This window comes from Rhodospirillales bacterium, assembly GCA_016712595.1.
In the GTDB taxonomy this organism is placed as follows: domain Bacteria; phylum Pseudomonadota; class Alphaproteobacteria; order Rhodospirillales; family Defluviicoccaceae; genus Defluviicoccus.
Genome location: JADJQT010000001.1, coordinates 1,913,705 through 1,939,691 on the forward strand (window position 1 = coordinate 1,913,705; position 25,987 = coordinate 1,939,691).

Consider the following 25,987-nt stretch of genomic DNA (forward strand, 5'->3'; position numbering starts at 1 on the left):
TTTTCTATCACCAAGGGAGCAGACCATGAACGGGAGCAAAGCTACGCGCGCCGCCGCGGGCGCGCTGATCATCGCGGCGGGCCTCGCGCTCGCCGCGCCGGCGGCGCGGGCCGAGGATCCGGTTTCGAGCTGGAAGTTCAGCAGCCAGCGGTCGGGCGACGATGGTCCGGACGGCGTTGCCGTCGATGCGAGCGGCAACATTTATATCGTCGGCGCAACCGGCGGCAATTTGGGCGGCAAGTTCAAAGGTGATCACGATGCCTTCGTGATCAAGCTCGATGCCGATGGAAATATCCTGTGGAAGCGCCAGCCGGGCACGCCGGGGTACGACCAAGCCCGCGACCTCACCATCGATCCCGTCGGCAACGTCTACGTCGTTGGTGAAACCCAGGGCGCGGTCGGCGACATCGAACACCACAGCGCGGGGGATTATGGCGATTATGACCCCTTCGTGATCAAGTACGATGCTATCGACGGGCACGTGCTCTGGAAGCGCCAGCCGGGCACCAGCACAGAGGACGCGGCCTCAAGCGTAGCCGGCGATCGGGCGGGAAATGTGTTTGTTGTCGGTTTCACAGAAAGCGCTCTTGCGGGCGCCCAAAAGGGTTTTGGCGACGCATTCGTCATCAAATTCGACGCCGACGGGCATTATCTGTGGAAGCGCCAGCCGGGTACGGTGCGGGCCGATTATGCGACGGGGCTGCCACCGATCCGGCCGGGAACGTCTATGTGGTCGGGGTCAGCGGCGGCGGGCTCAGCTTCATCATCAAGCTCGATGCCGACGGGCACTTCCTTTGGAAACGCAGTATCGGCGGAGCCTCGAGTGATCAGGCGAGCGGCGTCGCCTGCGACGAGGCTGGAAACGCCTACGTCGTCGGCGATACCTGGTTTTCCGGTCGCAGGCACACACCCTACGAAACAGCCTGGGCGGTGAAGTTCGACGGCGACGGGCACCGGCTGTGGAAACAGACGTTCGTCGATCCCGACGCCGACCGCGATGCGGCCGCCGTTGCCGCTGACGCCGAAGGCAACATCGTCATCGTGGGTAGGGCAAGTACGCACTATCCCTACGCGAGCTGGATTGCGAGGGTGAACACCGACGGGCAAATTCTCTGGCAGAATGTGTTCGGGATCAGAACTACCGTAGGCGACGGATATGGCGTCGCTGTCGACACCGCCGGCAATGCCTACGTCGCGAGCCGCCAGTTGCTCAATGTTGGCTCTCACCAGGACGATTTCGTGGTCCTCGACAAGTACGCACCATGAACGATCCGTCTCGGGTCGGGCGGCGTGAGCAGTGTTGGTTTTCATTTGATTTTCAACGGGGGCAGACCATGAACGGGAGCAAGGGCGTGCGCGCCGCCGCGGGCGCGCTGGTCTTCGCGGCGGGCCTCGCGCTCGCCGCGCCGGCGGCGCGGGCCGAGGATCCGGTTTCGAGCTGGATGTTCGGCAGCCAGTGGGGGGCCGGCGATAGTCCAGACGGCGTTGCCGTCGATGCGAGCGGCAACATTTATATCGTCGGCACAACCGGCGGCAATTTGGGCGGCAAGTTCAAAGGTGCGAACGATGCCTTCGTGATCAAGCTCGATGCCGATGGAAATATCCTGTGGAAGCGCCAGCCGGGCACGCCGTGGTCCGACGGAGCCTTCGGCCTCACCATCGATCCCGTCGGCAACGTCTACGTCGTTGGTGGAACCCAGGGCGCGATCGGCGACATCGAACACCACAGCGCGGGGAATAATGGCCATTTAGACCCCTTCGTGATCAAGTACGATGCTACCGACGGGCACGTGCTCTGGAAGCGCCAGCCGGGCACCAGCACAGAGGACTGGGCCTATAGCGTAGCCAGCGATCGCGCCGGTAACGTGTTTGTTGTCGGTAGCACAAATGGCGCTCTTGCGGGCGCCCAAAAGGGTTTGAGCGACGCATTCGTCATCAAATTCGACGCCGACGGGCATTATCTGTGGAAGCGCCAGCCGGGTACGGTGGGGGACGAAGCTGCGTGGGGGGCTGCCACCGATCCGGCCGGGAACGTCTATGTGGTCGGGCGCAGCCGCGGTGGGCTCGGCGGCGCCATCAAGGGCGAGCTCGACGGCTTCATCATCAAGCTCGATGCCGACGGGCACTTCCTTTGGAAACGCAGTATCGGCGGAGCCTCGAGTGATCAGGCGAGCGGCGTCGCCTGCGACGAGGCTGGAAACGCCTACGTCGTCGGCGATACCTGGTTTTCCGGTCGCAGGCACACACCCTACGAAACAGCCTGGGCGGTGAAGTTCGACGGCGACGGGCACCGGCTGTGGAAACAGACGTTTGTCGATCCCGACGCCGACCGCGATGCGGCCGCCGTTGCCGCTGACGCCGAAGGCAACATCGTCATCGTGGGTAGGGCAAGTACGCACTATCCCTACGCGAGCTGGATTGCGAGGGTGAACACCGACGGGCAAATTCTCTGGCAGAATGTGTTCGGGATCGGAACTACCGTAGGCGACGGATATGGCGTCGCTGTCGACACCGCCGGCAATGCCTACGTCGCGAGCCGCCAGTTGCTCAATGTTGGCTCTCACCAGGACGATTTCGTGGTCCTTGACAAGTACGCACCATGAACGATCCGTCTCGGGTGGGGCGGCGTGAGCGGCGTTGGTTTTCATTTGATTTTCAACGGGGGCAGACCATGAACGGGAACAAAGCTACGCGCGCCGCCGCGGGCGCGCTGATCATCGCGGCGGGCCTCGCGCTCGCCGCGCCGGCGGCGCGGGCGGACGATCCGATATGGGTCAAGCAAATCAGTTCGGGGCCGGTTATCTATAAGGGGTTGAATGTCTATGCGGAGGCGGTGGCCACGGATGCCGATGGCAATATCGTCGTCGCCGGCAGGACCGATGGCTCGGTCATCGGCTACAACAAGGGGGAATTAGACGCCTGGGTGGCGAAGTTCGATGCCAACGGGCAGGAGCTGTGGAAGCATCAACCCGGCACCGCTGGCAACGACGATGCACGCGCCGTGGCCACGGATGTGAGCGGAAACGTCTACGTCGCCGGCTACACGCCCAGCTCCCTCTACCCGGGGGCAGACCCGTGGGTGATCAAGTTCGATGCCGACGGCCATTACCTGTGGAAACGCCAGCCCGGAACCAGTGAAAACGACTTTGCCGCCGGCATCGCCACCGATTCTGCCGGCAACGTTGTCGTCGTCGGCTACACTGAGGGCGCGCTCGGCGGTGCCAAGAAGGGAGGGCAATACGATTCCGACGCCTGGGTGATCAAGTACGACACCGACGGCCATCTGTTATGGAAGCGTCAGCCCGGAACCGCTCAGCCCGACCAAGCGAGCGGTGTCGCCATCGACGCCGACGGCAGCATCTACGTTGCCGGGAGTACCCAGGGCGCGCTCGGCGGCAGCCAAAAGGGCGCCTCGGACATCTTCGTGATCAAGTTCGATGCCGATGGACATTACCTGTGGAAGCGCCAGCCGGCACAAGCAACGCGGTACACCGGAGCGGCTGTCACCACCGACGGCGCTGGCAACGTCTACCTCCTTGGCACCGCCACCACTGCGGACGGGAAAGTGGAGGATCAGGATTTTCAGGTGATCAAGTTCGATGGCGACGGTCGAACGCTGTGGAAGCGGCTGCCTGGAACCGCCCGGAGTGATTATGCCCACGGTGCCGCGACCGACCCGTTCGGCAATCTCTACGTCGTCGGCAATAATTATATCTCCAGGGGCAACGGAATATCGATCGCCCTTGTACTGAAAGTCGACCCCGATGGGCACTGGGTGAGGCTGCCTAACCCTTATTTTTATTCGCCGGAACAGGGCTTCGCGACCGGCGTAGCCACCGATGCGGACGGCAATGCTTACGTCGTCGGCTGGACGTCCGGCATACTCGGCAGCGCCGCTCCGGCCAGCGATGACGCCTTCATCGCCAAGTACGCGCCGGCCGTGGCGCCGTGAGCGCGGGGGCGCCACCTGCCGGATGCAGCGTTGGGCGGGGCGCTTCTGCCCTGCCCAATCGCGTGCTTGACCGCTTTCGCGGGTCCGTCAATATGCATGCCATGAGCATCGATGCCGCCGCCCCCCGCCATCCCGAGAAGATAAATCGCCCGGACAACCCGTCACCGCGCAAGCCGGCGTGGATCCGGGTCAAGGCGCCGACCTCGCCGGGGTACGGCGAGACCCACCGGATCATCCGTGAGCACAAGCTGCACACCGTCTGCGAGGAGGCGGGTTGCCCCAACATCGGCGAATGCTGGGCGAAGAAGCACGCGACAGTGATGATTCTCGGCGATATCTGCACCAGGGCCTGCGCCTTCTGCAACGTCGCCACCGGCAAGCCCGGCGCCGTCGATGCGCTGGAGCCGGAAAACCTCGCGATCACGGTGAGCAAGCTCGGCCTCGCTCACGTGGTGATCACCTCGGTTGACCGCGACGACCTCGACGACGGCGGGGCCGGGCAGTTCGTCCGCTGCATCGAGGCGATTCGCGCCACGTCGCCGGGCACGACGATCGAGATCCTCACTCCCGATTTCCGCCGCAAGGACGGTGCGATCGAGCGCGTCGCCGCAGCCGGGCCGGACGTCTACAACCACAACCTTGAGACCGCGCCGCGGCTTTATCCGACCATCCGTCCTGGCGCCCGCTACGACCATTCGCTGCACCTGCTCGGCCGGGTCAAGGAGGTCGATCCACGCTTGTTCACCAAGTCCGGCATCATGGTCGGGCTCGGCGAGCAGCGCTCCGAGGTGTTCCAGGTGATGGACGACCTGCGCGCGGCTGGCGTCGACTTCCTGACCATCGGCCAGTACCTGCAGCCCACCTTGAAGCACGCGGCCGTCGATCGCTACGTTGCTCCCGAGGAGTTCGAAGAGTACAAGCAAGTGGGGGAGGCAAAAGGATTTCTGATGGTCGCCTCGTCGCCGCTCACCCGCTCTTCGTACCACGCCGACCGGGATTTCGCCGCTCTGCGGGACGCGCGCCGGGCCCGCGTGGCGCGCGGCTAACGCCGGGCGAACGCCGCAGCGATGCCGACCCATGGCGAACGGCGGACCCTTCCCTATACGCGCGAGCAGATGTTCGATCTGGTGGCCGATGTCGAGCGCTATCCGGAATTCCTGCCGTGGTGCCTTGCCTGCCGCATCCGCCGGAAGATCACGCCCGACCTTTTCGTCGCCGATCTGATGATCGGCTTCAAGATGTTCCGCGAGCGGTTCGCCTCGGAGGTGACGCTGAGCCGGCCGGGACGGGTCGACGTCGTCTATCGCGAGGGCCCGTTCCGTCACCTGACCAACCACTGGAACTTCACCGAGGACGAGCGCGGACGCTGCGTCATCGATTTCTACATCGACTTCGAGTTCCGCTCGAAGACCTTGCAGAAGGTCATCGGCAAGCTGTTCAACGAGGCGGTGCAGCGGATGGTCAACGCCTTCGAGAAGCGGGCGACGCAGCTCTACGGTCCGGGACAGGTGGGCGAGGACCCGCCTGCGGAACCGACTGTTTCCCCCGAAGCTTCTCCTCCCGGAACCGTCCCCCCCGGCGCCTGATCACCGCGTCGGCCGTTCAGGCGATCCGCCTGATCAAAAGGTGCAGCGCCGTTTCGAGCGTCGCCCTGCGCACGCCCGCCCGGTCACCGGGAAAGATGTGGCGTTCGTGCAGCGTCGGCGCGTCCGTGCGCGCGGCGGCGAAATGGACGAGGCCGACGGGCCGCGCGGCCGAGCCGCCGTCCGGGCCGGCGATGCCGGTCACGGCGACGGTGACGTCGACGCCGGCGGCAGCGAGCGCGCCTTCCGCCATCGCCCGCGCGACCGCTTCGTCGACGGCGCCGCGTCGGGCGAGCAGGTCCGCGGGAACGCCGAGCAGCGCCGTCTTCGCCGCGTTCGAGTAGGTCACGAAGCCGCGGTCGAAGACCGCCGAGGACCCGGCGATCGCCGTCAGGCAGCCGGCGACCAGGCCGCCGGTGCACGATTCCGCCGTCGCCACGGTCAGGTGGCGCGCGCGGCAGGCATCGAGAACGTCGGTCGCGAGGTCGAGCAGCGGCTGATCGAACATTGCGCTCAGTCCACCGGGTTCGCCGGCTCACGCGCGCCGCCGGCGTCCTCGATCAGGGCGGGCAGCGCTTCGAGCGAAGCGATTTCGTGTTCCGGGACGCCGGGAAGCGGATCGCGCCTGGCGCCGGCACGGTTGACCCAAACGACACGAAAGCCGAAGGCCGCCGCGCCCGAGACATCCCAGTAGTTCGACGAGACGAACCACAGGCGTTCCGCCGGGGCGCGCAGGCGCTCGACGGCGAGGTCGTACACCTTCGGGCTGGGCTTGAAGATTCCGGCGGCATCGGCGGAGATGATCGCGTCGAACAGGCCGATCAGACCGCCGGACTGCACGGCGGCGGTGAGCATGTTGGGCGAACCGTTCGAGAGGATCGCCGTTTTCAGGCCGGCGGCACGAAGCGTTTGAACGACGCCGGAAACTTCCGGATAGGTGGCAAGGACGAAATAGAGCTCCATCAGCCGCGAGCGCAGCGCCGGATCGTCAATTCCGAACGATGCCAGCGCAAAGTCGAGGCTCTGTCCGGTGACGCGCCAAAAATCGATGTAATCGCCGCGAAGGCTGCGCAACCATGAGTATTCGAGCTGTTTGCTGCGCCACAGGGCGGCGAATGCATCGGCGCTTGGCCCGAGGGCGTCGCGGCAGCGCTGGGTCGCGGCCGCTACGTTGAAGAGGGTTCCATAGGCATCGAATACGCAGCCGATCGGCCGCTGCTCCTCCGTCATTGCCGATCATGCTCGACAAAATGCCGATGTCCTGCCGATTCGCCGCGTAGCAAGCCTGCCCTCACGGTGAGACACCTCCCAGCGATTGAGCAAGCATGACCGAGCCCATGCGGGCGCGATAGACTTGAAGCCCCTCGAGGCAACGCTGCACGTAGTTGCGGGTTTCATTAAAGGGAATCATCTCGATCCAGTCCACCGCAGCTTCGGTGCCGCTGCGCGGATCACCGTTCTGTGCCACCCACTGATTTGCCCGGCCTGGTCCGGCGTTGTAGCCGGCGAGGGCGAGGATATAGGAGCCGTCGAAGCGGTTCAGCAGGCTGGCGACATAGGCTTGGCCGAGAGCGAGGTTGTATTGCGCGCTGCCGGTAAGGTCGGAGGGCGAGTAGGGAAGGCCGAGCTTGCTGGCGATCCCGCGCGCCGTCGCCGGCATCAACTGCATCAGCCCGAGGGCACCCGCGGGGCTGCGGGCCTGCACATCGAAGCCACTCTCCTGGCGAACGATGGCAAGCACCAGCGCATCTTCGACCGGGGACGCGGCGCTGGTGGCGACCGGCAGCATGGGATAGCCATTGCGAATGAGCGCATCGCCATTGCGAACCGACTGGCGGGCGACGACGACGCCAAGGTCGGGGCGGCCGATGTCGTGCGCCAGCGATGCGGTCATGTCCTTCCACGCGCCGCTGTCGCTCAAGTCTGCCAGGCGCACGATGAAGGCACGATCAGCGTCGCGCTCGCCGGTGGCGGCAAGCAGGCGGATGGCGCGCACCAACTCGTTGGAATCGAAGCGGACCTGCTCCGCGGGGTCGGCGACGGGCGCGGGCGGCAGGCGCAACGGCTCGTTCGGGCGGATCTCGGCGGCGCTGAGCTGGCCGTAGAAGGCGACGGGGTGCTGCGCCGCGGTTTTGTGCCAAAGGATGGCGCCGTCCACCTCGCCCAACGCGGCGTTGGCCCGCGCGGACCAGTAAGCGCCGCGTGCCCGGCTCACCGGATGGGTGACGTTCTCGAACATCGTCAGGAAATGTTTTTGGGCGGCTTGCGGCTGCTGCAGGAAACGCAGAGCGATCCAGCCGGAAAGCCACTCGGCGTCGGCATACTCTTCACTGTTGCCCGCATAGCCGTGACTGCTGGCAAGTCGGTAGGCATCGGCCGCATCGCCCTCGCTGAGGGATCGCCGGGCGAGGAGCGAACGTTCGCGCCAGAACGCATCCGGCTGAGCGGCATCGACGGGATACTGCTCAAGCAGTTGAGCGGCCGCGGCATCGTTGTCTCGGCGCCGCTCGAAGCGAACCTCCTCAAAGACGAGGCCTGGGTCTCCGCGCCGCTCGTCGGCGACGGCTGCGAGCAGGGCGGGGGCGTCGTCATCCGACTGGCGCAGGGCGAGGCGCGCTTCGGCAACGGGCCGGTCGGCGGGATCGAGGCGAGGGAGCAGGCGGGTGGCCGGGGCGATCCGTCCGGCCCAGATCATCCGGTCGAGCCTGCGGCGGTGATCGTCCGCGGTCAGGATGTCGCTGAAGGTAAGGAAGAAGGTGTCCTCCTCGTCGATCGTCTGCGCATCAGCGTTGACCCATGCCGCGCGGGCGACCGCGGCTGCCCGCGCACTTTCGTTTGCGGCGATCAGCGCGAACGCGTACCGCCGCGCGCCGGAAAGGGTGAGCGGTTCGTTGCGCGCAAACCACGCGAGGACGGCGTCATTCGATGTCCAGTCGTCGATCGCCTGCTCGGCACGGATGCGCAGCGTTTTCTGCAGGGGCCAGTCCGGGCTGTCGACGACGAAACCCGAGAGTTCGGAAAAGGTTACGTCGCTTTGGGGCCGCGTCGCGTCCATCCACAGAACGAGCTTGGCGACGAGGGGGTCCTCAGCCGACGCCGCGAGGCTGCGCGCCTCGCTCCAGTCACCGCGATCGCTCGCACGGAACGCCGCCGTGGCAATGGCGATATCATCCGCTAGAAGCCGACCGGGCGCTGCCGCAAGGAAAAACGCGGAAAGCGCCACGCAAGCCAAAAAACGGCCAGGACGCGCAAACACAGGCTTGTCGCCTCCGAGAAGTCTGATCGGACGATAAGGGCGGAGACCCGTCGGCTCGCTCTTGACGAGAAACTCTATGCGCTGGCACCGCTATCGGCAAGCGCCGGTGTTCTCATGCGGCTCATCAACGCTCCACCGGCGCTGGTGGGCGCTGCTTGCGATCGCTCGACAGGTGGGCCTTGCAAACGCCGGTGCGAAGGATAAGGTCTCGCGCTGACCGAAAACCGCCATTGCAGGCGTTTCTGGGGAGAAAAAGAATGTTTACGGGCTCCATCGTCGCGCTGATTACGCCTTTTCGCGACGGTGAATTCGACGAAGCGGCCTACCGCGCACTGATCGACTGGCAGATCGCCGAGGGGACTGACGGCATCGTTCCGTGTGGTACGACCGGCGAATCGCCGACGCTGGGCCACCTCGAACACAAGCGTGTCGTCGAGGTCTGCATCGATGCTGTCGCCGGCCGGGTGCCGGTGATCGCCGGCACCGGGTCAAACTCCACCGCAGAGGCGATCGACCTGACGCGACATGCGCGACAGGCGGGCGCGACGGCGGCACTCGTGGTCACGCCGTATTACAACAAGCCGACCCAGGACGGACTTGATCGCCATTTTCGCGCGATTGCCGATGCCGTCGATCTGCCAATCATCATCTATAACATTCCACCGCGCTGTGTGGTTGATATGTCGGTCGAGACGATGGCGAAGCTGGCGGCGCATCCCAATATCGTTGGCGTCAAGGATGCGACCGCGGATCTCACCCGGCCGATTCGCACCCGCCTCGCTATCGGCCCCGCGTTCTGCCAGCTCTCCGGTGAAGACGGCACGGCTCTTGCGTTCCTTGCCGCCGGCGGTCACGGATGCATCTCGGTGACGGCGAATGTCGCGCCCGGCGCCTGCGCACAGATGCAGCGTGCCTGGCGCGAAGGCGATGTCGCCCGGGCGATGGCGCTTCAGGACACGCTGATGCCGCTGCATACGCACCTTTTTTGCGAGAGCAACCCCGGTCCGGCGAAATACGCGGCAAGTCTGCTCGGAAAGTGCCGGGCGGACACCCGGTTGCCACTGGCGCCCCTGACCGAGGCGAGCCGGGAGACGGTGCGCCGGGCGATGACCGCCGCCGGAGCCCTCACCTGATCGCCGGCGAAGCGCAGCGGGCAGGATGAAGCGCGATGGCGGGCAAGGCGAAGGATGAAGGCGGCAAGACCGTGGCGCAGAACCGGCGCGCGCGGCACGATTACGCCATCGAGGACACCTTCGAGGCTGGAATCGTGCTGTCCGGAACCGAGGTCAAGTCGCTGCGCCGGGGACAGGCATCGATCACCGAGGCCTACGCGACCAATCAGGGCGGCGATATCTTCTTGATCAACGCCCATATCGCGCCATACGACTCGGGCAAGACCTTCGGCCACGAGCCGAGGCGGCCGCGCAAGCTGCTGCTCCACCGTCGCGAGATCGATAAGATGACCGGTGCGATCCGCCGCGAGGGGATGACCCTGGTGCCCTTGTCGATCTTCTTCAATCGTCGCGGAATAGCCAAGATCTCCCTCGGCCTCGCCAAGGGCAAGCGCAAGGCCGACCAGCGCGAATCGATCAAGGAACGCGACTGGCAGCGCCAGAAGTCGCGCCTGTTGCGTACGGCTCGCTAGACAGCGCCTTGCTCGTTCGGCGGACCCTCAGCCGCTCCGCGAGTGGCGGACGCTTGTGCCTCGAAATTGGGCGCAAAGAATGTTAAGCAGGGAATCCTGTTGTCACCCCTTCTGTTCGCGCAAGGCTTGGCCGTTCGGGCGAGGCTGAGCCGGACAGTGTGGAGGTGCTCGATAATTGCGGCGAGCCGGTCCGGTTTCGCTAGCGTCCCGCAGGGTCAAAGGACCTCGTGCGGTCGAATTGGAGGTTCCACCGAGATGTCCAAGCCACTCCTGCATCTGGTGTTCGGCGGCGAGGTCGCAGATCCGAGTGGGACCGACTACGTCGATACCAAGAACCTTGATCTCGTCGGCGTCTACCCGAGCTACGCGGAGGCGTTCAAGGCGTGGCGGGCGATGAGTCAGAAGCACGTAGACCACGCCCATACCAAGTACGTCATCGTCCACTTGCACCGACTGTTCGATCCGGCGGAGATGCACGGCGAGGCGCCGATCGAAACCGACTGAACCGCCGTCAAGCGGGGCGCCCTGGCCACCGTTTCGAAACGCGCCCCTATGCCGGCAAGGCGGCCTGCGCCGCCGCGAACACCGCATCGAACATCGCCGGCGTCAGGCGGCCGGTGTTCGTGTTCTGCCGCGAGCAGTGATAGCTGTCGGCGAGGAGACGGCCGGAACTCAGCGTATGCAGGGCGCCGTGGGCGAAGGGGAAGGCGCGGCGCGGGAGTTCGAGCGCGGCGAGAACGGCCTGATGCGCGACGAGGCCAAGCGCCACGATCACGCGAAGGCGCGGCAGCGCTGCGATTTCCGCCCGCAGGAAGGGATTGCAGGTGCGGATCTCTTCCGGCGTCGGCCGATTGGCCGGAGGCACGCAGCGCACGGCGTTGCTGATACGGCACCGGGTAAGACGCAACCCGTCGTCTGCCGCCCGGCCGTAAGAGCCCTCGGCCAACCCGTGGCTGAGCAGGGTCGCGAAGAGGAGCTCGCCCGCGTGATCGCCGGTGAACGGACGGCCGGTGCGGTTGGCGCCGCGCAGGCCGGGCGCGAGTCCGACGACGAGCAATAGCGCATCGTCGGCTCCGAAGGACGGAACCGGAGCATTGTGCCACTCAGGATGCGCGTGCCGGTTATCGTCGCGAAAGGCCGCCAGGCGCGGGCAGAGCCGACAATCGGCCGAGGGCGTTGCCATCAGAGGCGCCGTTGTATGCCGGGCGTGCCGAAAAGCGGCTCACACGCTCTCGTAAAGGCCGACGGGCGACGGATTGGCAGGCGTCGGGTTGGCCACCGCGGGATGCCGGTCGTCGCGCCCGCCTTCGCGATTGGGGCCGACGCGCGAGATGCTCGCCTGCATGTCCTGCAGTTCGATGAAATTATCGGCCTGCCGGCGCAACTCATCGGCGACCATGGGCGGCTGTGAGCGGATGGTGCTGACGACCGTGACGCGCACGCCACGTCGTTGAACGGCCTCGACCAGCCGGCGAAAGTCGCCGTCGCCGGAAAACAGCACGACATGGTCGAGGTGTTCGGCCATCTCCATGACATCGATGGCGAGTTCGATGTCCATGTTTCCCTTAATCTTTCGTCGCCCGGCGGCGTCGGTGAACTCCTTCGTCGGCTTTGTGACCATGGCGTAGCCGTTGTAATCCAGCCAGTCGATCAGCGGGCGGATGGGGGAATACTCCTGGTCCTCGATCAAAGCGGTATAGTAAAAAGCGCGAATGAGGTGGCCCTTTGATGCAAAAATTTCCAGCAATCGCTTATAGTCTATGTCAAAATTCAAGGATCGAGCGGCTGCATACAGGTTAGAGCCGTCGATAAACAGGCCGATACGTTCCTGTGGGTAAAAAACCATCCTATTTGGTCCTCAGAATATTCGTTATTTGGTTGCCGGTTTGGCGCCGCCGATCATGCGGCGGCGAACGTGACAAACAGCCATTCTCGTTTAATTAAGGCACGGTTACAATTGGTGCAAGGGCGTAATAAATGAAACCAGAGCGTATCCTTATCGGTATCGGAGGCAATCTGCCTCTTGCCCGGATTGGCCCGCCATTGGCGGTAATGCAGGCGGCGCTTTTAGTGCTTCCCGGCTTCGGCATCGATCTTTGCCAGCGCTCACGGTGGTACCAAAGCGCGCCGGTGCCGCCGTCCGGCCAGCCTCCGTTCGTCAACGGCGTCCTTGATGTGGCGAGCGACCTCGATCCGCTCGCCCTGCTGTCGGCTCTGCATGCCGCCGAAGACATCTTCGAACGACGCCGCGGCGCGCGAAACGCCGCACGGACTCTCGACCTTGACCTGCTGGCCTACGGCGCGCGGGTGGAAAACGCGCCAGGCGGACTACAGCTGCCGCACCCACGCCTGCACCTGCGCGCCTTCGTGCTCGCTCCATTGTCCGAGCTTGCGCCGGATTGGCGCCATCCACTCCTTGGCCGATCGGCGTCGGAGCTGCTGGCCGCGTTGCCTGAGGGCCAATGGGTGGAGGCGATGAACACCGAGCACACGCCAGCGTCGGGCCTCTTGGCGACATCTTGTCAGCCGGTGGTCTAAACGCCTACATTAAATCATACCTGAGAGATTTGTGTCGTTGCGACGAACAGTGGAGTTTTGTGAATGGCGCGCGTTACCGTCGAGGACTGTGTTGTCAAGGTTTCCAATCGTTTCGAGCTAGTGATGCTGGCGGCACAGCGGGCGCGCAACCTTGGTGCCGGCGCACCGCTCAGTGTTGATCGTGACGACGACAAGAATCCGGTCATCGCGTTGCGCGAGATTGCCGACGGCACGGTGGAACTGAGCGACCTCGAAAATGGCTTGATCCGCGGCCTGCAAAAGGTGGTTGAGACGGACGAGCCGGAAAGCGATGAACTCGATGCCCTCGGCATGCAGCAACACATGAGCGCGCCCGAGGAGGCATTGCCCGATGAGGCATTGCCCGATGAGGCATTGATCGAGGAGGAACTGGTCGAAGATCAACTGTCGGTCATCGGTGGTGGGGGCCTCGATACCGGCGAGGACGGCGACGACAGCGAGCCGTCGGACCAGGCGGGCGGCGATTTGGATCTGGCGGAAGACTGATCTGGCGACAGGCACACCACCCACAGGCCAACGCGGGGGCGTGTCCGCGTCAGAGGAGTGATCCGCGATGAGGGCGCCGATGATCCGGCAATTCGAACTCGTCGAACGGGTCAAGGCCTATGATCCGAACGTCGACGAGGACGCGCTCAATCGCGGCTATGTCTTTGCCATGCGCGCGCATGGCGCGCAGACACGGGCGAACGGCGATCCGTATTTTTCCCATCCGCTCGAAGTCGCCGGAATCCTGACCCATTACCGGCTGGATACGTCCTCGATCGTCACGGCGCTGCTGCATGACACCGTCGAGGACACGGGGGCCACGCTCGCCGACATCCGCGGATTGTTCGGCGAGGAGGTGGCGCGCCTGGTCGACGGCGTGACCAAACTGAATCGCATCGAGCTGCAATCGGAGCACGCCCGCCAAGCCGAGAACTTCCGCAAGCTGGTCCTCGCAATGTCCGAGGATATCCGCGTACTGCTGGTCAAGCTGGCCGACCGTCTGCACAACATGCGCACGCTGAAGTTCCTGCGCGATGAAAGCAAACGCCGACGCATTGCCAGTGAGACGATGGACATCTACGCACCCCTCGCCGAGCGCATGGGAATGCAGGAGATGAAGAACGAGCTGGAAGACCTTGCGTTCGCCGAGCTCAATCCGAGCGCACGCGAATCAATCGTTGCAAGGCTCGCCTTCCTGCGTGATCACGGCGGAAATCTCATTCCGAGCATCATTGCGCAGATTCGGCAAACGCTGCAGGACAGCGGCCTCGACTCGGATGTCAGCGGACGCGAGAAGACGCCGTATTCGATCTGGCAGAAGATGCAGCGCAACGATCTCAACTTCGAGCAGCTCTGCGACATCATGGCGTTCCGCCTGATTGTTCCGAGCCAGGCCGACTGCTACCGGGCGCTCGGCATCGTGCACGGCGCCTATCCGGTGATTCCAGGCCGCTTCAAGGATTACGTTTCGACGCCGAAGCCGAACGGCTACCGATCCCTGCATACGGGGGTCTTCGGTCCCGAGCGTCAGCGCATCGAGGTGCAGATCCGCACCCGGGAGATGCACGAGATCGCGGAATACGGCGTTGCCGCGCACTGGCACTACAAGCAGGGTCTGGGTGATACCAACGGCCGGCAATACCGCTGGCTGCGCGAGCTTCTCGAGATCCTCGAGCATGCCGGTGGCGCCGAGGAATTTCTCGAGCACACGAAGCTCGAGATGTTCCAGGACGAGGTGTTCTGTTTTACTCCGAAAGGGGATTTGATCAACCTTCCCACTGGCGCCACGCCGGTCGATTTCGCCTACGCGGTTCACTCGGCCATTGGCGATAAGTGCGTCGGCGCCAAGATCAATGGTCGGCTGATGCCACTGCGCTCGGTGCTGCAGAACGGCGATCAGGTCGAGATCATTACGTCGAAGGCGCAGACGCCGTCACCGACGTGGGAGCGCTTCGTCGTCACCGGCAAGGCGCGCGCCCGCATCCGCCGCTTTATCCGTTCGAAGGAACGCGAGCAGTACCTGCAACTGGGACGCTCGATCCTCGAACGCGCCTTCAGCGAAGAAGGTTACGAGTGCTCGGACAAGGCCCTCGACGGAGTTCTGAAGAACTTCAAGCAAGCGAGCGCCGACGATCTCTGCGCCCAGGTCGGCGCCGGCAACTTCACCGGCCGGGCCGTCGTCGAAGCTGTTCTGCCGGGGGTTCGCAAGAAACGCAGCTTCGTCGAGAAGGTAGTCCCCCTCGGCCGGTCACGGGCCAAGAAACCGCCGGTCACCGGCAAGGGAATTCCGATCCATGGGCTTATTCCCGGCATGGCGCTGCATTTCGCCGGCTGTTGCCATCCCTTGCCAGGCGATCGGATCGTCGGGGTCGTCACCACTGGGAAAGGCGTTACCATCCATACCATCGATTGCGACGTGCTGGAGGAATTCGCCGACGCACCAGAGCGATGGATCGATGTCGCCTGGGACGCGACGGAGTCGGATGATGATGCGGCGCTCCATGTCGGCCGCGTTCAGGTCACCGTGCTCAACGAGCCGGGCAGCCTCGGCAGCCTGACAACGATGATCGCCAGAAACGCAGGAAACATCACCAATCTGAAGATTACCAATCGCTCGATGCAGTTCTTCGACATCCTTGTCGATATCGAGGTACGCGACGTCGCGCATCTGAACGACATTCTCGCGGCATTGCGGGCGACGCCATCGATCAACACCGCCGATCGCGCCCGGCGCTGAGCACGGCTTCAGCACGGCGTGTTGCTTGCTGGGGTGGATGAGGGGGGCGTCCGACTTGCTCACAGCGGCTTTGGAGCGGGGACCTTCCGGGCAAGACGATGCCGCGTCGGGAAGCCCGAGGCTGGCTCGGGGCGGGGGGCTCGGGGCGGGGACTGTGCCCGCGAGACCTTGGGGCTGTGGGAGTTCGTGGCTACGACTTGGGAAAAGCGATGACCTGCCCCGTCGTGCCGGTCGCCGGAAGCGAGCGGGTGGGAAGCTGGGCCGGAAATTCGAGAATTGCGGCGGCGCCGCCGCCCGCCAAAGCGCGCTGGCGCTTGTCGCGCCGATCGTCGGAGAGTGTCTTATAGTCGGTGCGGTAGACCGCCCAGTCTCCCGGTCCGTCAGGCATCTCCCAGGTCATGGTAATCTGGAGGCCGACGGTTCCTTCGTCCGCGGTTCCCCGCATGAATTCACGAAAGCGCTCCTCGATCCGGGCTTCGAGCTCAACGTGCGGATGGTCCTTCATTGACATGAACAGGCGCGTTAAATCTGAAAACAGTGCCCGCTCGGCCGCAGTTGTATGTGTCATCACTTTGGCTCCCGCCACGATATCCGCTGGTATCCTAGTCGACCCCTTCCTTGCAACTCGTTAATACGACGGCGAAACCGCTGGTTCGAAACCCGTCGTGCCAAGTTGTTCCCTCGTGAACCCCGTCACCGTCGATACCGGGTCGCCCAGACCGCAAAAGCCCGATGGTGTGCAGGACTTGCTTGTCGCCATTCCTCAAACGATTCGATAGTTAATTGGTTTCATCCGCAATAGCGATCGTCAACCATTTGTAGGCGATCCGCCGCTGCGCTCTGTAATCTGGGTCACATTCAGCGAAAGGAAGGCCCGATCGCGGCTGATTGCCGGGCGCACGGGCGGCGAGCGGCGAATCAGCCGCCATGCAGAAGATCGCAGATGAACACTGAGGCGCCGACCCCAACCGCGTCGGCGGCAAGACCAACCAAGATCGCGTAGCGCATGCGGCGGATGCCGACAGCGCCAAAATAGACGGCGAGAACGTAGAATGTCGTCTCGGTCGAGCCTTGGATCGTGCTGACGAGGTAACCGGTAAAACTGTCGGGACCGACCTGCGGATCGTTCAGCAGAGAGGCGAGGTAGGCGAAGGCCCCGGAGCCGGAAAGGGGGCGCAGAAGGCCCATGATCAGGGCCTCGGCGGGCAGGCCGAGTGGCGTGGTGACGGCACCGAGAGGGTGGATTAGCAGATCGAGGGCGCCGCTGGCGCGAAACATGCCGACGGCGACGACGATGGCGACGAGATAGGGGATAATTCGTATCGCCACCTGAAAGCCATCGCGCGCTCCATCGACGAAGGCTTCATAGACGCGCACGCCGCGCGCAGCGCCGAAGGCGAGAAGGCCAAAGACGAGCCCGGGGATGATCCACGGCGCGGCCGTCGTCCCGTAAGCGACGGTCAGCGGGATGAGCAGCGCGATGCACGAAAGCGCGATGAGCGAAACCCATAGAGGATATCCCCGCTCGGCGAGGCGGGTGACGTCGGGCGATATGGCACCCTCACTGGCGGGTGAATCCGGTAGGCTCGCGCTGGGGGCATCCGCAGCGCTCGTGCCGGGCTCGGTGGCGATCGGTTCGGGGTTCGGCCAAATGCGCTCACAGGCCTTGGCGAGGCCGATCGCCACGAGGCTGGAGCAGGTCGTGGCGAACAGTGTGGTTGGCAGAATGCCCGCCGGGTCGGACGAACCGGCGGCGGCGCGCAAGGCGATGACGCCGGTCGGCAGCAGGGTGACACTCGACGTGTTGATCGCCAGGAACAACACCATCGCGTTGGTTGCCGTTCCTTTCGCTGGATTAATCGAATCGAGGTGCTGCATCGCGCGGATGCCGAAGGGTGTCGCGGCGTTGCCGAGGCCCAGCACGTTGGCGGCGATGTTAAGAATCATCGCTCCCATCGCCGGGTGCTCCGGCGGGACGCTCGGAAACAGCCGCAGCATCAGCGGGCGCAGGAGGCGAGCGACGATGCCGAGCAACCCGCCGGCTTCGCCGACCTTCATCAGCCCCAGAAACAGCGTCATGACACCGACGAGGCCGATTGCCAGCGTTACCGCGGACCCGGCATCGGCGACAATTCCCCGGGCCAGCACATCCATCGTGTCCGTGTGGGTGTTTCCGCTTGCGATCTGGCGAAATGCGCCCACAGCGAACGCCACCGAAACGATGGCAAGAAAGATACCGTTCATCGACGTGCGGCCAAGCCCAAGAGCCGCCGATCTCCCGCGTAGCCGTCACAAACCATACCCGCACGGACCAGATCCGCACGGGTCCGTTGAACAATACCCGCACTAGGCGCGGTGTGCGTCGTCATTCTTCCTGTTCGGAGAACGCGAGAATTCTCACCAACTGAAACAGGCGCTTGCGGACCACGGGGTCGGGAATGCGAAAGAAATTGTGCATCAACTCAAACGCCTCGCGCGAGTTCATCGGATTGGACTCGAAGGGTTGGGCGGGTGGCTCGGCTAGCCCCGCTGACGAAATCCCCTCCATCGCGTCAAGCGAGACGCCTTCAAAAAAGAACGCAACCTCGACACTGAGAGCCTTGGCGATTTTGAACAGATTGCTGGCGCCAACCCGGTTGGTGCCGCTTTCGTACTTTTGAATCTGTTGGAAGGTCACACCAATGGCATGACCCAGTTTTGTTTGACTTATCCGAAGACCAACGCGGCGACCGCGAATGCGGGTCCCAACGTGCCGGTCAATGGGGTCCGGTCCATCCTCTGACACGGGCTTCCTCATAAAAATTACGGTACTTCAAGTTGTACCATCTGTCGAGACTCCCCCTGACGTCCACAACATCTACGGTTTTTCAAATGCGGGCGACTAACTGATGCGACATACGCGGCGAGGATATGCGCGTCAATGCCGTATACGCTCCCCGCTCGGGTCTTGCTCGCCGCCGCTACCCATGAGAGCATCGAATGAGATTGCGAGTCGTTCGACAATTGCAATTTTCTCGGAGTGGCTGCGGGGTGATGGCGACGCTGACGACCTCCGACGGCTCCTCTCGCTTGGCGCTGGCGTTTTCCTGTGTCGGACACGCCTATTCGCACTTGTTTGCGCCAATTTTTTTTATCGTCGTTCTGGCGCTCGAGCAGTCGTTCTCGCTCAGCCACGGATCGGCGGTCTCTCTGATCATTGCCGGGAATATGCTTTTCGGCCTCGCGGCGCCGCTCGCTGGCTGGCTCGGGGACCGGTGGAGCGCGACCGGAATGATGGCGCTGTTCTTTCTTGGCACCGGTGGAGGGCTGATCGCGACGGGATTCGCCGCTGATCCGGTTGAGATCGGCCTTGGCCTTGCTGCGACGGGAACATTCGCTTCGATCTATCATCCCGTGGGGATGGCCTGGCTGGTTCGCAATGCCCGCTCCTGGGGGAAGGCGCTGGGAATTAACGGTGTCTTCGGCAGTCTCGGGCCGGCGGCGGCGGCCCTGTCGGCGGGCGCCTTGATCGACTACGCGGGCTGGCGCGCCGCCTTTATCGTGCCGGGGGCGGTCGTTGTCGCGACGGGGGTGCTATTCTGCGCCCTGATCGCCTGCGGTGCGATCGTCGAGGTGAGAGAAGACCGCGCGCCCGCGCCGCGGCCGGCGCGCGGTGATGCCGCACGGGCGTTCATCGTACTCTCGCTGACGATGCTGTGTTCAGGCCTGATCTATCAGGCGACACAGCCGGCCCTGCCGAAACTGCTCTTTGAGCGTGCGGGTGCCTGGATCTGGTCCGATGGTGGCGCGTTCGGCGTCTCGATGCTCGTCTCGCTGGTCTATCTCGCTTCCGGGGCGTGCCAGATTCTCGCCGGACATCTCGCCGACCGATTCCCCATGAAGCGAGTCTATGTCTGCTGTTTTGCCGCACAGGTGCCGGTTCTGTTGCTGGCGAGCACCGTCGGTGGCGGGCCGATCGTTGCCGTCGCCATGTTGATGGTATGCGCCAATGTCGGCGCCTTACCGGCGGAGAATGGCCTCGTCGCCCTCTACGCACCGGCCCACCGGCGCGGCTTTGCCTATGGCCTGAAGTTCGTCCTTGCTTTCGGTGTCAGCGGACTCGGAGTTCAGCTTGAAGGCATGCTCTACGACGCGACGGGCGGCTTTGTCTGGCTGTTTACTGTCCTCGCGTCGTTGGCCGCCGTCGGCTTCGCCGCGGCCTGTCTGCTGCCGGCGGAACGCGCATCGATGTCGGTGGCGGCGCCCGCGCAATAGCGCGGTCGCGGAGCCCGATCGGTAAGTGCCGTATCGGTATCAGGCGGCGATTCGCCGCCGCGAGACCGACCCGCTCAGAGCACGTCGATAGGCCCACCCGTTGCCGGGGGGGCAGGCGTCCAGCCGCGGTGGCCCGCGGCTCCGAAAAGGCGCGGATATTCGATCTTCGGACAGCGGTCCATGACGATCGCCAGTCCGGCGGCCTCGGCGCGGCGGGCGGCGGCATCGTCGCGAACACCGAGTTGCAACCAGACGAATCGGATGCCCAGTCGCGCGCGCGTCGATCGCGTCGTCAACCACGTCGCCGGCTGCCGAACTGCGGCGAAAGACGTCGACGAGTTCGACCGGATCGGTGATGTCGGCAAGGCTGGCAACGACCACTTCGCCGTTGATGCTGCGCCCCGATTCGGCCGGGTTGACCGGAATCGTCCGGTAGCCGCAGGACTGCAGAAAGGCCATGACGTAGTTGGACGCGCGCATTGGATCGGGCGACGCGCCGACGACGGCGATCGTTCGGGTTTCGGCGAAGATTCTTCGCAGGTCGGCGGCGGGGTAGACGAGCGCCGCTGCGCTCATCGACCTTTCCACTCCGGCATCGGCTGCTTGGCGATGAACGCATCGATTCCCGCCTGGGCGTCTTCGGCCTGCATGTTACACGTCATGGTTTCATTGGCCATTTCGTAGGCGGTCTCCAGGGATGCCTCGAGTTGCTTGGCAAATAGCTGCTTTCCCAGGGCGACGGCGGCCGGCGACTTGGCGGCAATCTGCTGCGCCAGCTCAGTCGTGACGGTCTCGATCTGCGCGTTTGGCACGACGCGGTTGATAAGGCCCCAGCGTAGCGCCGTCTCGGCGTCGATGAACGAGCCGGTCAGCAGCAGTTCCATCGCCTGCTTGCGCCCGAGATTGCGCGAGAGCGCTACCATCGGCGTCGAACAGAACAGGCCGAGATTGACGCCGGAGACGGCGAAGCGGGCGTCGTCGGTGGCGACGGCGAGATCGCAGGTGGCGACGAGCTGACACCCCGCCGCGGTCGCAACGCCATGGACTTGGGCGATCACCGGCTGCGGCAGCCGGGTGATCGACAGCATTACCCGGCCGCACTGGCGGAACAGGGCGAGATTCCCCTCGCGGCTGGGATCGCTGCGCATCTCCTTCAGGTCATGGCCGGTGCAGAACGCCTTGCCGGCGCCGGCAAGCACGACGACGCGAACGCTGCGATCAACGGCGATGGCGTCGAATTCGGCTTGCAGAGCCGATAACAGCGCGATCGACAGGGCGTTGAACGAGCCGGGGCGGTTCAAGGTCAAGGTGGCGATGCCCCCCGCGTCGTTACGCACCAAAACTGCGGCATCACTGTTCGCCATCGCCTTGGTCATCGTCTGCATTGTCGCGTCGCTCCTTCGTTCGCCGTCAATTCGGCTTTGCTTAAATGTTGAGGCTCGCAGGCCACATAGCAAGGCACGCCATCTCTCCACAACGCCACTTCGGCATCGACCGCCACGACAGGACATAAAATTCCACGGTGATGGGACTATTGTGGCCTTTAATTTGCTTGCCGTTGCGTTTGGTTGTACATTTCCAAAAGCAAGCATGAATATCTTACTGGTCGCTTCCGTTGCCGCCGTGCTGGCGTCATTCGTGCTCGCCGCGGGCTTGTTTGCGGCCCGCCGGGCGTTGTGGCGGGCGCAGGGGCGAAACCGGGCAATTCTCGCCGCTGCGGTGGATGGCATCGTCACCATTGACGAAAACGGTACCATCGAGGGCTTCAACCCTGCTGCCGAGCGGTTGTTCGGATACGCCGCCGGTGAGGTCGTCGGGCGCAACGTGCGCATGTTGATGCCGGAGCCCTATCAGTCCGAGCATGACGGTTATCTCAGCGCTTATCGCGATACCGGACAAGCACGCATCATCGGTATCGGCCGCGAGGTCGAGGGGCTGCGCAAGGACGGGTCCCGTTTTCCCATGGAACTCTCGGTTGGCGAGAGCCGCGATCGCGGCCGGCGCCTGTTTGCGGGAGTCGTCCGCGATATCACCCAGCGCAAAGAATCCGAACAAAGGCTGCGCGAGAGCGAAAGCAACGCTCGGGCGATGTTCGAGACGGCGGTCGACGGCATCATCACCATCGATCAGCACGGCACGATCCTGACCGCCAATCCGGCGGCGCTGCGCCTGTTTGCCTATCCGATCGAGGCGCTGATTGGCCGCAATGTCAGTATTCTGATGCCGGAGCCTCACCGCAGCGGTCACGACGGCTATCTCGCCCATTATGTCGCGACCGGCGAGCGGCGGATCATCGGCATCGGCCGCACGGTTGAAGGGCAGCGCAGCGACGGCTCGTGCTTTCCGATGGAGCTCTCAGTTGGAGAGGCGGTGGTTAGCGACAGGCATATCTTTACAGGGATCATCCGCGACATCACCGAACGCGCCCGTAAGGAGGAGGAACTGCGGGCCGCCAAGGAGGAGGCCGAGCGCGCCCATCTTTCGCAATCGCAGTTTCTCGCCGCGGTCAGCCACGATCTGCGGCAGCCGGTGCAGGCGCTAACTTTGTTTACCACGGTGCTGGCCAACAAGCTGGCCGGCGCACCGGCGTCGGCGCTGCTCGATGACATTCGCGGTTCGGTCGAGGCAATGGACATGCTGCTCGACGCGCTGCTCGACGTCTCAAGTCTGGATGCCGGCGCCATCGCGCCGCACGAGACCGCCTTCTCGGTGCCAACTGTCCTCGAGCGGTTGGTTGCCGAGTTCACGCCGCAAGCGGACCAGAAGGAAATCAGTCTGAGCGTCGTTCCATCATCCGCGGTGATCAGGACCGATCCGGCCTTGCTCTATCGCATTTTACAGAACTTCGTCGCCAACGCCGTGCGTTACACCAGCCAGGGCGGCATCGTCGTCGGCTGTCGAAGGCGCGGTCGCAAGCTGCGGATCGAGGTGGTCGATTCGGGGATCGGCATTCCTGAGTTCTTGCAGCAGGACATCTTCAAGGAATTCTATCAGATCAACAATCCCGAGCGCGACCGGACGCAAGGCCTGGGCCTCGGCCTTGCCATCGTTCAGCGGCTGTCGCGCCTGCTGCGCTGTCCGGTCAGCGTGCACTCGCAGGAGGGTCGGGGTTCGGTGTTCGCGGTCGACGTTCCGCTCGTCGGGTTCAACCGCTCCGCCAATGTGGTTCCGCTGCGGCCGGCGGTGGCGCAGGCGGCGTCCGCGCAGCGCGGCCTGATCTTCGTCATCGACGACGAGCCGACGGTGCTGCGGGGATTGCGTCTGGCGATCGAGGACTGGGGCTATACGGTGCTCACTGCGCGCACGGAACTCGAGGGCATTGCCCAACTGACCGGGAGGTCTGCGCCTGATGTCATCGTCGCTGACTATCGCCTTCGCGGCATCTGCAACGGCGCGCAGGTGGTAACCCAGCTTCGGAACATGTTCGGCTGGTCGATCCCGTGCATCCTGATCACCGGCGATACCGCGCCGCAGCGCATTCGCGAAGCGCGCGAGCACGGATTTACCCTGCTGCATAAGCCGGTCGATCCCGTCCACCTGCACGCCGCCATTGCTGAAAAGCTTGCCAATCCCGGCGCGCCTCGCTCGCACGAACGGGATGGATAGAAGCGGGCGGCGAGCGGTCCTTTACCCGCGTTTGGTTGTGGAACGGCGCCGTCGGCTGGAATGGCTGTTGGTTGGCCCCGGCGCAAAGATGCCTTAAGCTGGGAAACGGCGGGGCGGCCTCGGGAAGGTCGGGAAGGGGGACGAAGGCAGGGCATGACAGCAAAGATCGCCATCGCTGATTTCGACGACATCATTCGCAACGACCTGCCGTGGGCGTTCGATATCGGCATGCATACCGATACGATCGAGCGTGGCCGCGCCGTCCTGCGGCTGCCGTTCCGGGCATCAATGCTGCGGCCAGGCGGTGTTGTCTCCGGGCCGACGATCATGGCGCTCGCCGATGCGTGCATGTTCGCGGTGGTGCTCTCGGCGATCGGCAAGGTGAAGATGGCCGTAACCACCAGCTTTTCGATCAACTTCCTCCACCGGGCGAGTCCTGTTGACCTGCTCGCTGACGGAAGGATCCTGCGGCTCGGCAAGCGCCTCGCGGTGATGGAGGTTACGGTTCATTCCGAGGGGCACGACGAGCCGGTCGCGCATGCCACCGGGACCTATTCCATCCCGCCTGTCGCCTGACGCGACGTCCTTTTCGCGCGGCCAAGCCCGGCTTCAGGAGGCGGGACCGGCTGCAGCCATCGCCTTCGGCGCCTCGACATCCTCACCGTACACGCGGTCTGCAGACTGCACCTTTTCGGCTGCTTGCTGCATGAACGGAACGTAAAGTTTATCGCGGCCGACGATGTGCGCGGTGAGCCAGTTCTTCAGGAACGACAGCACCTCGCGCCCGTGAATCGATTCGGAATTGCGCCGGTAGCGGTCGCGGATTTCCTGAACCTGCGCGCGCAGCGTTGCGTGCGTGCGGATATGGGCCTCGATATCGGGATACCCGCAGGCGCGCATCAGTGCTTCCTCGCGGCCGAAGTGATAGTCGGTATAGTCGAGCAGCGCATCGAGTACGCGATTGATGATCTCGCTCGATTCGCCACCTCTGACCGCGTCGTCGAGCTGGTTGATCAGGCTGATCAGCACCTTGTGATCTGTATCGAGAGAGTTGACACCGACGCTGAATTCCAGCGTCCAATGAATAATCGGCATTGAGGATGTTTCCACCAAATTCTATCTACGCGCGACCGACTCGCAACCGCACGATGCGTGGAAGACGTTCCGGCATGCCATTTACCATCCGGCCGACCGCCGCCACGATTGCGCAAAGGAAACCACTAATCGGGGCTATAAACAACAGTTTGGAAACGCAACATACCGCCCGCAAAGCAAAATCCTGTGCTGCCGTTGCGCGCCAGCACCCTTTCGCCGTTGACACCTGCAAGGGCCGTGGCATATTCCACGGCTCTTCGAGTGCGCCGCCAAGAGTTCTGGGCGCTGCTCTTTCGTTCGATTCGCCTCGTATCCGGGGAAAGACAATGAAGACTTATTCCGCCAAGCCGGCGGACGTAACTCAAGGCTGGTACGTCATCGATGCGGAGGGTTGTGTCCTCGGTCGGTTGGCGGTCATCGCCGCCATGCGCCTGCGTGGCAAGCATAAGCCGATGTTCACGCCGCACATCGATTGCGGGGACAACATCATCGTCGTCAACGCCGAGAAGGTGCGTCTGACCGGCCGCAAGCGCGAACAGAAGGTGTTCTATTGGCACACGGGCCATCCGGGTGGCATCAAGCAGCGGACGATGGCGCAGATCCTTGATGGCCGCTACCCCGAACGCGCGATCGTCAAGGCGGTCGAGCGAATGGTGCCGCGCGGCCCGTTGGGGCGCGAACAGATGCGCAAGCTGCGGGTCTATAAGGGACCGGAACACCCGCACGCGGCGCAACAGCCCGAGCCGCTCGACATCGGCGAATTCAACTCCAAGAACAAACGATAGCAGGCTTTCATGGCGGACCCGATCACCACCTTCGAGGATTTGAAGCACATCGCCGAGCCGCTCGCTGTCAGCGACGCGCCGGCGGAACCGAAGCTCGACCGATACGGCCGCGCCTACGCCACCGGCAAGCGCAAGAATGCCATCGCCCGTGTCTGGCTCAAGCCGGGACGCGGCACGATCAAGGTGAACGGACGTGACGTCGCGCAATTCTTTGCCCGTCCGACGTTGCAGATGGTTATCAACCAGCCGTTTGTCGTCGCCGGTCGCGACGGTCAGTACGATGTGTTGTGTACTGTCTCCGGGGGAGGTCTGTCCGGACAGGCGGGGGCCTTGCGCCACGGCATCAGCCGGGCCTTGGCCTTTTTCGAGCCGAACCTGCGTGGCGCGATGAAGAGCGTTGGTTTCCTGACCCGCGATTCGCGTGTCGTTGAGCGAAAGAAGTACGGACGCGCCAAGGCCCGCCGCAGCTTCCAGTTCTCCAAACGTTAGCCGGCGCGATCGCTCCGCGGTGC

General features: G+C 64.0%; 27 protein-coding genes and 1 pseudogene. 16 read left to right on the forward strand and 12 right to left on the reverse strand.

From position 1 onward, the window contains the following. Positions 1 to 7 precede the first annotated feature (7 nt). Entirely contained in the window at positions 8 to 481 is a 474-nt protein-coding gene (locus IPK66_08700) for a hypothetical protein (protein ID MBK8175315.1), read from the reverse strand. 248 nt (positions 482 to 729) lie between these two features. On the opposite strand from IPK66_08700, the gene IPK66_08705 reads away from it, so the two are divergent. The 5 genes from IPK66_08705 to IPK66_08725 all read left to right on the forward strand — a co-directional run bounded on the left by IPK66_08705 (position 730) and on the right by IPK66_08725 (position 5,538). Continuing rightward, positions 730 to 1,266, forward strand: a complete 537-nt coding sequence (locus tag IPK66_08705; protein MBK8175316.1) for an SBBP repeat-containing protein — start codon at positions 730 to 732, stop codon at positions 1,264 to 1,266. A 68-nt stretch (positions 1,267 to 1,334) separates the two neighbouring features. Then, on the forward strand, positions 1,335 to 2,603 hold the full coding sequence (locus IPK66_08710; protein ID MBK8175317.1) for an SBBP repeat-containing protein: 1,269 nt from the start codon (positions 1,335 to 1,337) through the stop codon (positions 2,601 to 2,603). A gap of 68 nt (positions 2,604 to 2,671) precedes the next feature. Then, entirely contained in the window at positions 2,672 to 3,952 is a 1,281-nt protein-coding gene (locus tag IPK66_08715; protein ID MBK8175318.1) for an SBBP repeat-containing protein, read from the forward strand. Positions 3,953 to 4,044: 92 nt separating this feature from the next. Continuing rightward, positions 4,045 to 4,998, forward strand: a complete 954-nt coding sequence (lipA, locus tag IPK66_08720; protein MBK8175319.1) for a lipoyl synthase — start codon at positions 4,045 to 4,047, stop codon at positions 4,996 to 4,998. Positions 4,999 to 5,019: 21 nt separating this feature from the next. Further along, complete coding sequence (locus IPK66_08725) at positions 5,020 to 5,538, forward strand: type II toxin-antitoxin system RatA family toxin (GenBank protein ID MBK8175320.1); 519 nt, start codon at positions 5,020 to 5,022, stop codon at positions 5,536 to 5,538. A gap of 16 nt (positions 5,539 to 5,554) precedes the next feature. On the opposite strand, the gene IPK66_08730 is transcribed toward IPK66_08725, so the two are convergent. The 3 genes from IPK66_08730 to IPK66_08740 form a co-directional block, all read right to left on the reverse strand. After that, positions 5,555 to 6,043 carry a CinA family protein gene (locus tag IPK66_08730; protein ID MBK8175321.1) on the reverse strand — a complete coding sequence of 163 codons (489 nt, stop codon included), beginning with the start codon at positions 6,041 to 6,043 and terminating at the stop codon, positions 5,555 to 5,557. Between the two features lie 5 nt (positions 6,044 to 6,048). Then, positions 6,049 to 6,765 (reverse strand): haloacid dehalogenase type II, encoded by a 717-nt coding sequence (locus tag IPK66_08735; GenBank protein ID MBK8175322.1) that lies wholly within the window; start codon positions 6,763 to 6,765, stop codon positions 6,049 to 6,051. A gap of 61 nt (positions 6,766 to 6,826) precedes the next feature. Continuing rightward, positions 6,827 to 8,791: a lytic transglycosylase domain-containing protein gene (locus tag IPK66_08740; protein MBK8175323.1), complete on the reverse strand. Its 1,965-nt coding sequence runs from the start codon at positions 8,789 to 8,791 to the stop codon at positions 6,827 to 6,829. 257 nt (positions 8,792 to 9,048) lie between these two features. Here IPK66_08740 and IPK66_08745 point away from each other — a divergent pair, with 257 nt between their 5' ends. The 3 genes from IPK66_08745 (at position 9,049) to IPK66_08755 (ending at position 10,940) form a co-directional block, all read left to right on the forward strand. Next, the gene (locus IPK66_08745) at positions 9,049 to 9,924 is read left to right on the forward strand and encodes a 4-hydroxy-tetrahydrodipicolinate synthase (protein ID MBK8175324.1); all 876 of its coding nucleotides are present in this window, start codon (positions 9,049 to 9,051) and stop codon (positions 9,922 to 9,924) included. Positions 9,925 to 9,959: 35 nt separating this feature from the next. Beyond that, positions 9,960 to 10,436 carry an SsrA-binding protein SmpB gene (gene smpB / locus IPK66_08750; GenBank protein MBK8175325.1) on the forward strand — a complete coding sequence of 159 codons (477 nt, stop codon included), beginning with the start codon at positions 9,960 to 9,962 and terminating at the stop codon, positions 10,434 to 10,436. 255 nt (positions 10,437 to 10,691) lie between these two features. Further along, positions 10,692 to 10,940, forward strand: coding sequence for a DUF4170 domain-containing protein (locus IPK66_08755; protein MBK8175326.1), 249 nt, complete (start codon positions 10,692 to 10,694; stop codon positions 10,938 to 10,940). Between the two features lie 46 nt (positions 10,941 to 10,986). Here the strand turns inward: IPK66_08755 and IPK66_08760 are convergent, their stop codons facing one another. Together IPK66_08760 and IPK66_08765 are read right to left on the reverse strand one after the other, a co-directional pair. Beyond that, positions 10,987 to 11,619 (reverse strand): uracil-DNA glycosylase, encoded by a 633-nt coding sequence (locus IPK66_08760; GenBank protein MBK8175327.1) that lies wholly within the window; start codon positions 11,617 to 11,619, stop codon positions 10,987 to 10,989. Between the two features lie 39 nt (positions 11,620 to 11,658). After that, positions 11,659 to 12,282, reverse strand: a complete 624-nt coding sequence (locus tag IPK66_08765; GenBank protein MBK8175328.1) for an NYN domain-containing protein — start codon at positions 12,280 to 12,282, stop codon at positions 11,659 to 11,661. Between the two features lie 131 nt (positions 12,283 to 12,413). On the opposite strand from IPK66_08765, the gene folK reads away from it, so the two are divergent. The 3 genes from folK to IPK66_08780 all read left to right on the forward strand — a co-directional run bounded on the left by folK (position 12,414) and on the right by IPK66_08780 (position 15,735). Further along, positions 12,414 to 12,974, forward strand: coding sequence for a 2-amino-4-hydroxy-6-hydroxymethyldihydropteridine diphosphokinase (gene folK / locus IPK66_08770; protein ID MBK8175329.1), 561 nt, complete (start codon positions 12,414 to 12,416; stop codon positions 12,972 to 12,974). Positions 12,975 to 13,037: 63 nt separating this feature from the next. Next, the gene (locus IPK66_08775) at positions 13,038 to 13,499 is read left to right on the forward strand and encodes a DNA-directed RNA polymerase subunit omega (protein MBK8175330.1); all 462 of its coding nucleotides are present in this window, start codon (positions 13,038 to 13,040) and stop codon (positions 13,497 to 13,499) included. 79 nt (positions 13,500 to 13,578) lie between these two features. After that, entirely contained in the window at positions 13,579 to 15,735 is a 2,157-nt protein-coding gene (locus tag IPK66_08780) for a bifunctional (p)ppGpp synthetase/guanosine-3',5'-bis(diphosphate) 3'-pyrophosphohydrolase (protein MBK8175331.1), read from the forward strand. 190 nt (positions 15,736 to 15,925) lie between these two features. Here IPK66_08780 and IPK66_08785 read toward each other — a convergent pair whose 3' ends face one another. From IPK66_08785 to IPK66_08795, 3 genes are all read right to left on the reverse strand, one after another. Beyond that, the gene (locus tag IPK66_08785; protein ID MBK8175332.1) at positions 15,926 to 16,303 is read right to left on the reverse strand and encodes a hypothetical protein; all 378 of its coding nucleotides are present in this window, start codon (positions 16,301 to 16,303) and stop codon (positions 15,926 to 15,928) included. A 350-nt stretch (positions 16,304 to 16,653) separates the two neighbouring features. Next, the gene (locus IPK66_08790) at positions 16,654 to 17,979 is read right to left on the reverse strand and encodes a spore maturation protein (protein ID MBK8175333.1); all 1,326 of its coding nucleotides are present in this window, start codon (positions 17,977 to 17,979) and stop codon (positions 16,654 to 16,656) included. A 121-nt stretch (positions 17,980 to 18,100) separates the two neighbouring features. After that, positions 18,101 to 18,532 carry a helix-turn-helix transcriptional regulator gene (locus IPK66_08795; GenBank protein ID MBK8175334.1) on the reverse strand — a complete coding sequence of 144 codons (432 nt, stop codon included), beginning with the start codon at positions 18,530 to 18,532 and terminating at the stop codon, positions 18,101 to 18,103. Positions 18,533 to 18,768: 236 nt separating this feature from the next. Here IPK66_08795 and IPK66_08800 point away from each other — a divergent pair, with 236 nt between their 5' ends. Then, the gene (locus tag IPK66_08800) at positions 18,769 to 19,989 is read left to right on the forward strand and encodes an MFS transporter (protein ID MBK8175335.1); all 1,221 of its coding nucleotides are present in this window, start codon (positions 18,769 to 18,771) and stop codon (positions 19,987 to 19,989) included. Between the two features lie 74 nt (positions 19,990 to 20,063). Here the strand turns inward: IPK66_08800 and IPK66_08805 are convergent. Then, positions 20,064 to 20,565, reverse strand: a pseudogene (locus tag IPK66_08805) (CoA-binding protein). After that, complete coding sequence (locus tag IPK66_08810) at positions 20,562 to 21,365, reverse strand: enoyl-CoA hydratase (protein ID MBK8175336.1); 804 nt, start codon at positions 21,363 to 21,365, stop codon at positions 20,562 to 20,564. The pseudogene IPK66_08805 and the gene IPK66_08810 overlap by 4 nt, the downstream one beginning before the upstream one ends. A 214-nt stretch (positions 21,366 to 21,579) precedes the next feature. On the opposite strand from IPK66_08810, the gene IPK66_08815 reads away from it, so the two are divergent. Next, complete coding sequence (locus IPK66_08815) at positions 21,580 to 23,595, forward strand: PAS domain S-box protein (GenBank protein ID MBK8175337.1); 2,016 nt, start codon at positions 21,580 to 21,582, stop codon at positions 23,593 to 23,595. Between the two features lie 153 nt (positions 23,596 to 23,748). After that, positions 23,749 to 24,171: a PaaI family thioesterase gene (locus IPK66_08820; protein ID MBK8175338.1), complete on the forward strand. Its 423-nt coding sequence runs from the start codon at positions 23,749 to 23,751 to the stop codon at positions 24,169 to 24,171. A gap of 33 nt (positions 24,172 to 24,204) precedes the next feature. On the opposite strand, the gene IPK66_08825 is transcribed toward IPK66_08820, so the two are convergent. After that, positions 24,205 to 24,690 carry a hemerythrin family protein gene (locus IPK66_08825; GenBank protein MBK8175339.1) on the reverse strand — a complete coding sequence of 162 codons (486 nt, stop codon included), beginning with the start codon at positions 24,688 to 24,690 and terminating at the stop codon, positions 24,205 to 24,207. A 326-nt stretch (positions 24,691 to 25,016) separates the two neighbouring features. Here IPK66_08825 and rplM point away from each other — a divergent pair, with 326 nt between their 5' ends. Both rplM and rpsI read left to right on the forward strand, forming a co-directional pair. Further along, positions 25,017 to 25,475 carry a 50S ribosomal protein L13 gene (rplM, locus tag IPK66_08830; GenBank protein MBK8175340.1) on the forward strand — a complete coding sequence of 153 codons (459 nt, stop codon included), beginning with the start codon at positions 25,017 to 25,019 and terminating at the stop codon, positions 25,473 to 25,475. Positions 25,476 to 25,484: 9 nt separating this feature from the next. Next, positions 25,485 to 25,964 carry a 30S ribosomal protein S9 gene (rpsI, locus tag IPK66_08835; GenBank protein MBK8175341.1) on the forward strand — a complete coding sequence of 160 codons (480 nt, stop codon included), beginning with the start codon at positions 25,485 to 25,487 and terminating at the stop codon, positions 25,962 to 25,964. Positions 25,965 to 25,987: the final 23 nt, after the last annotated feature.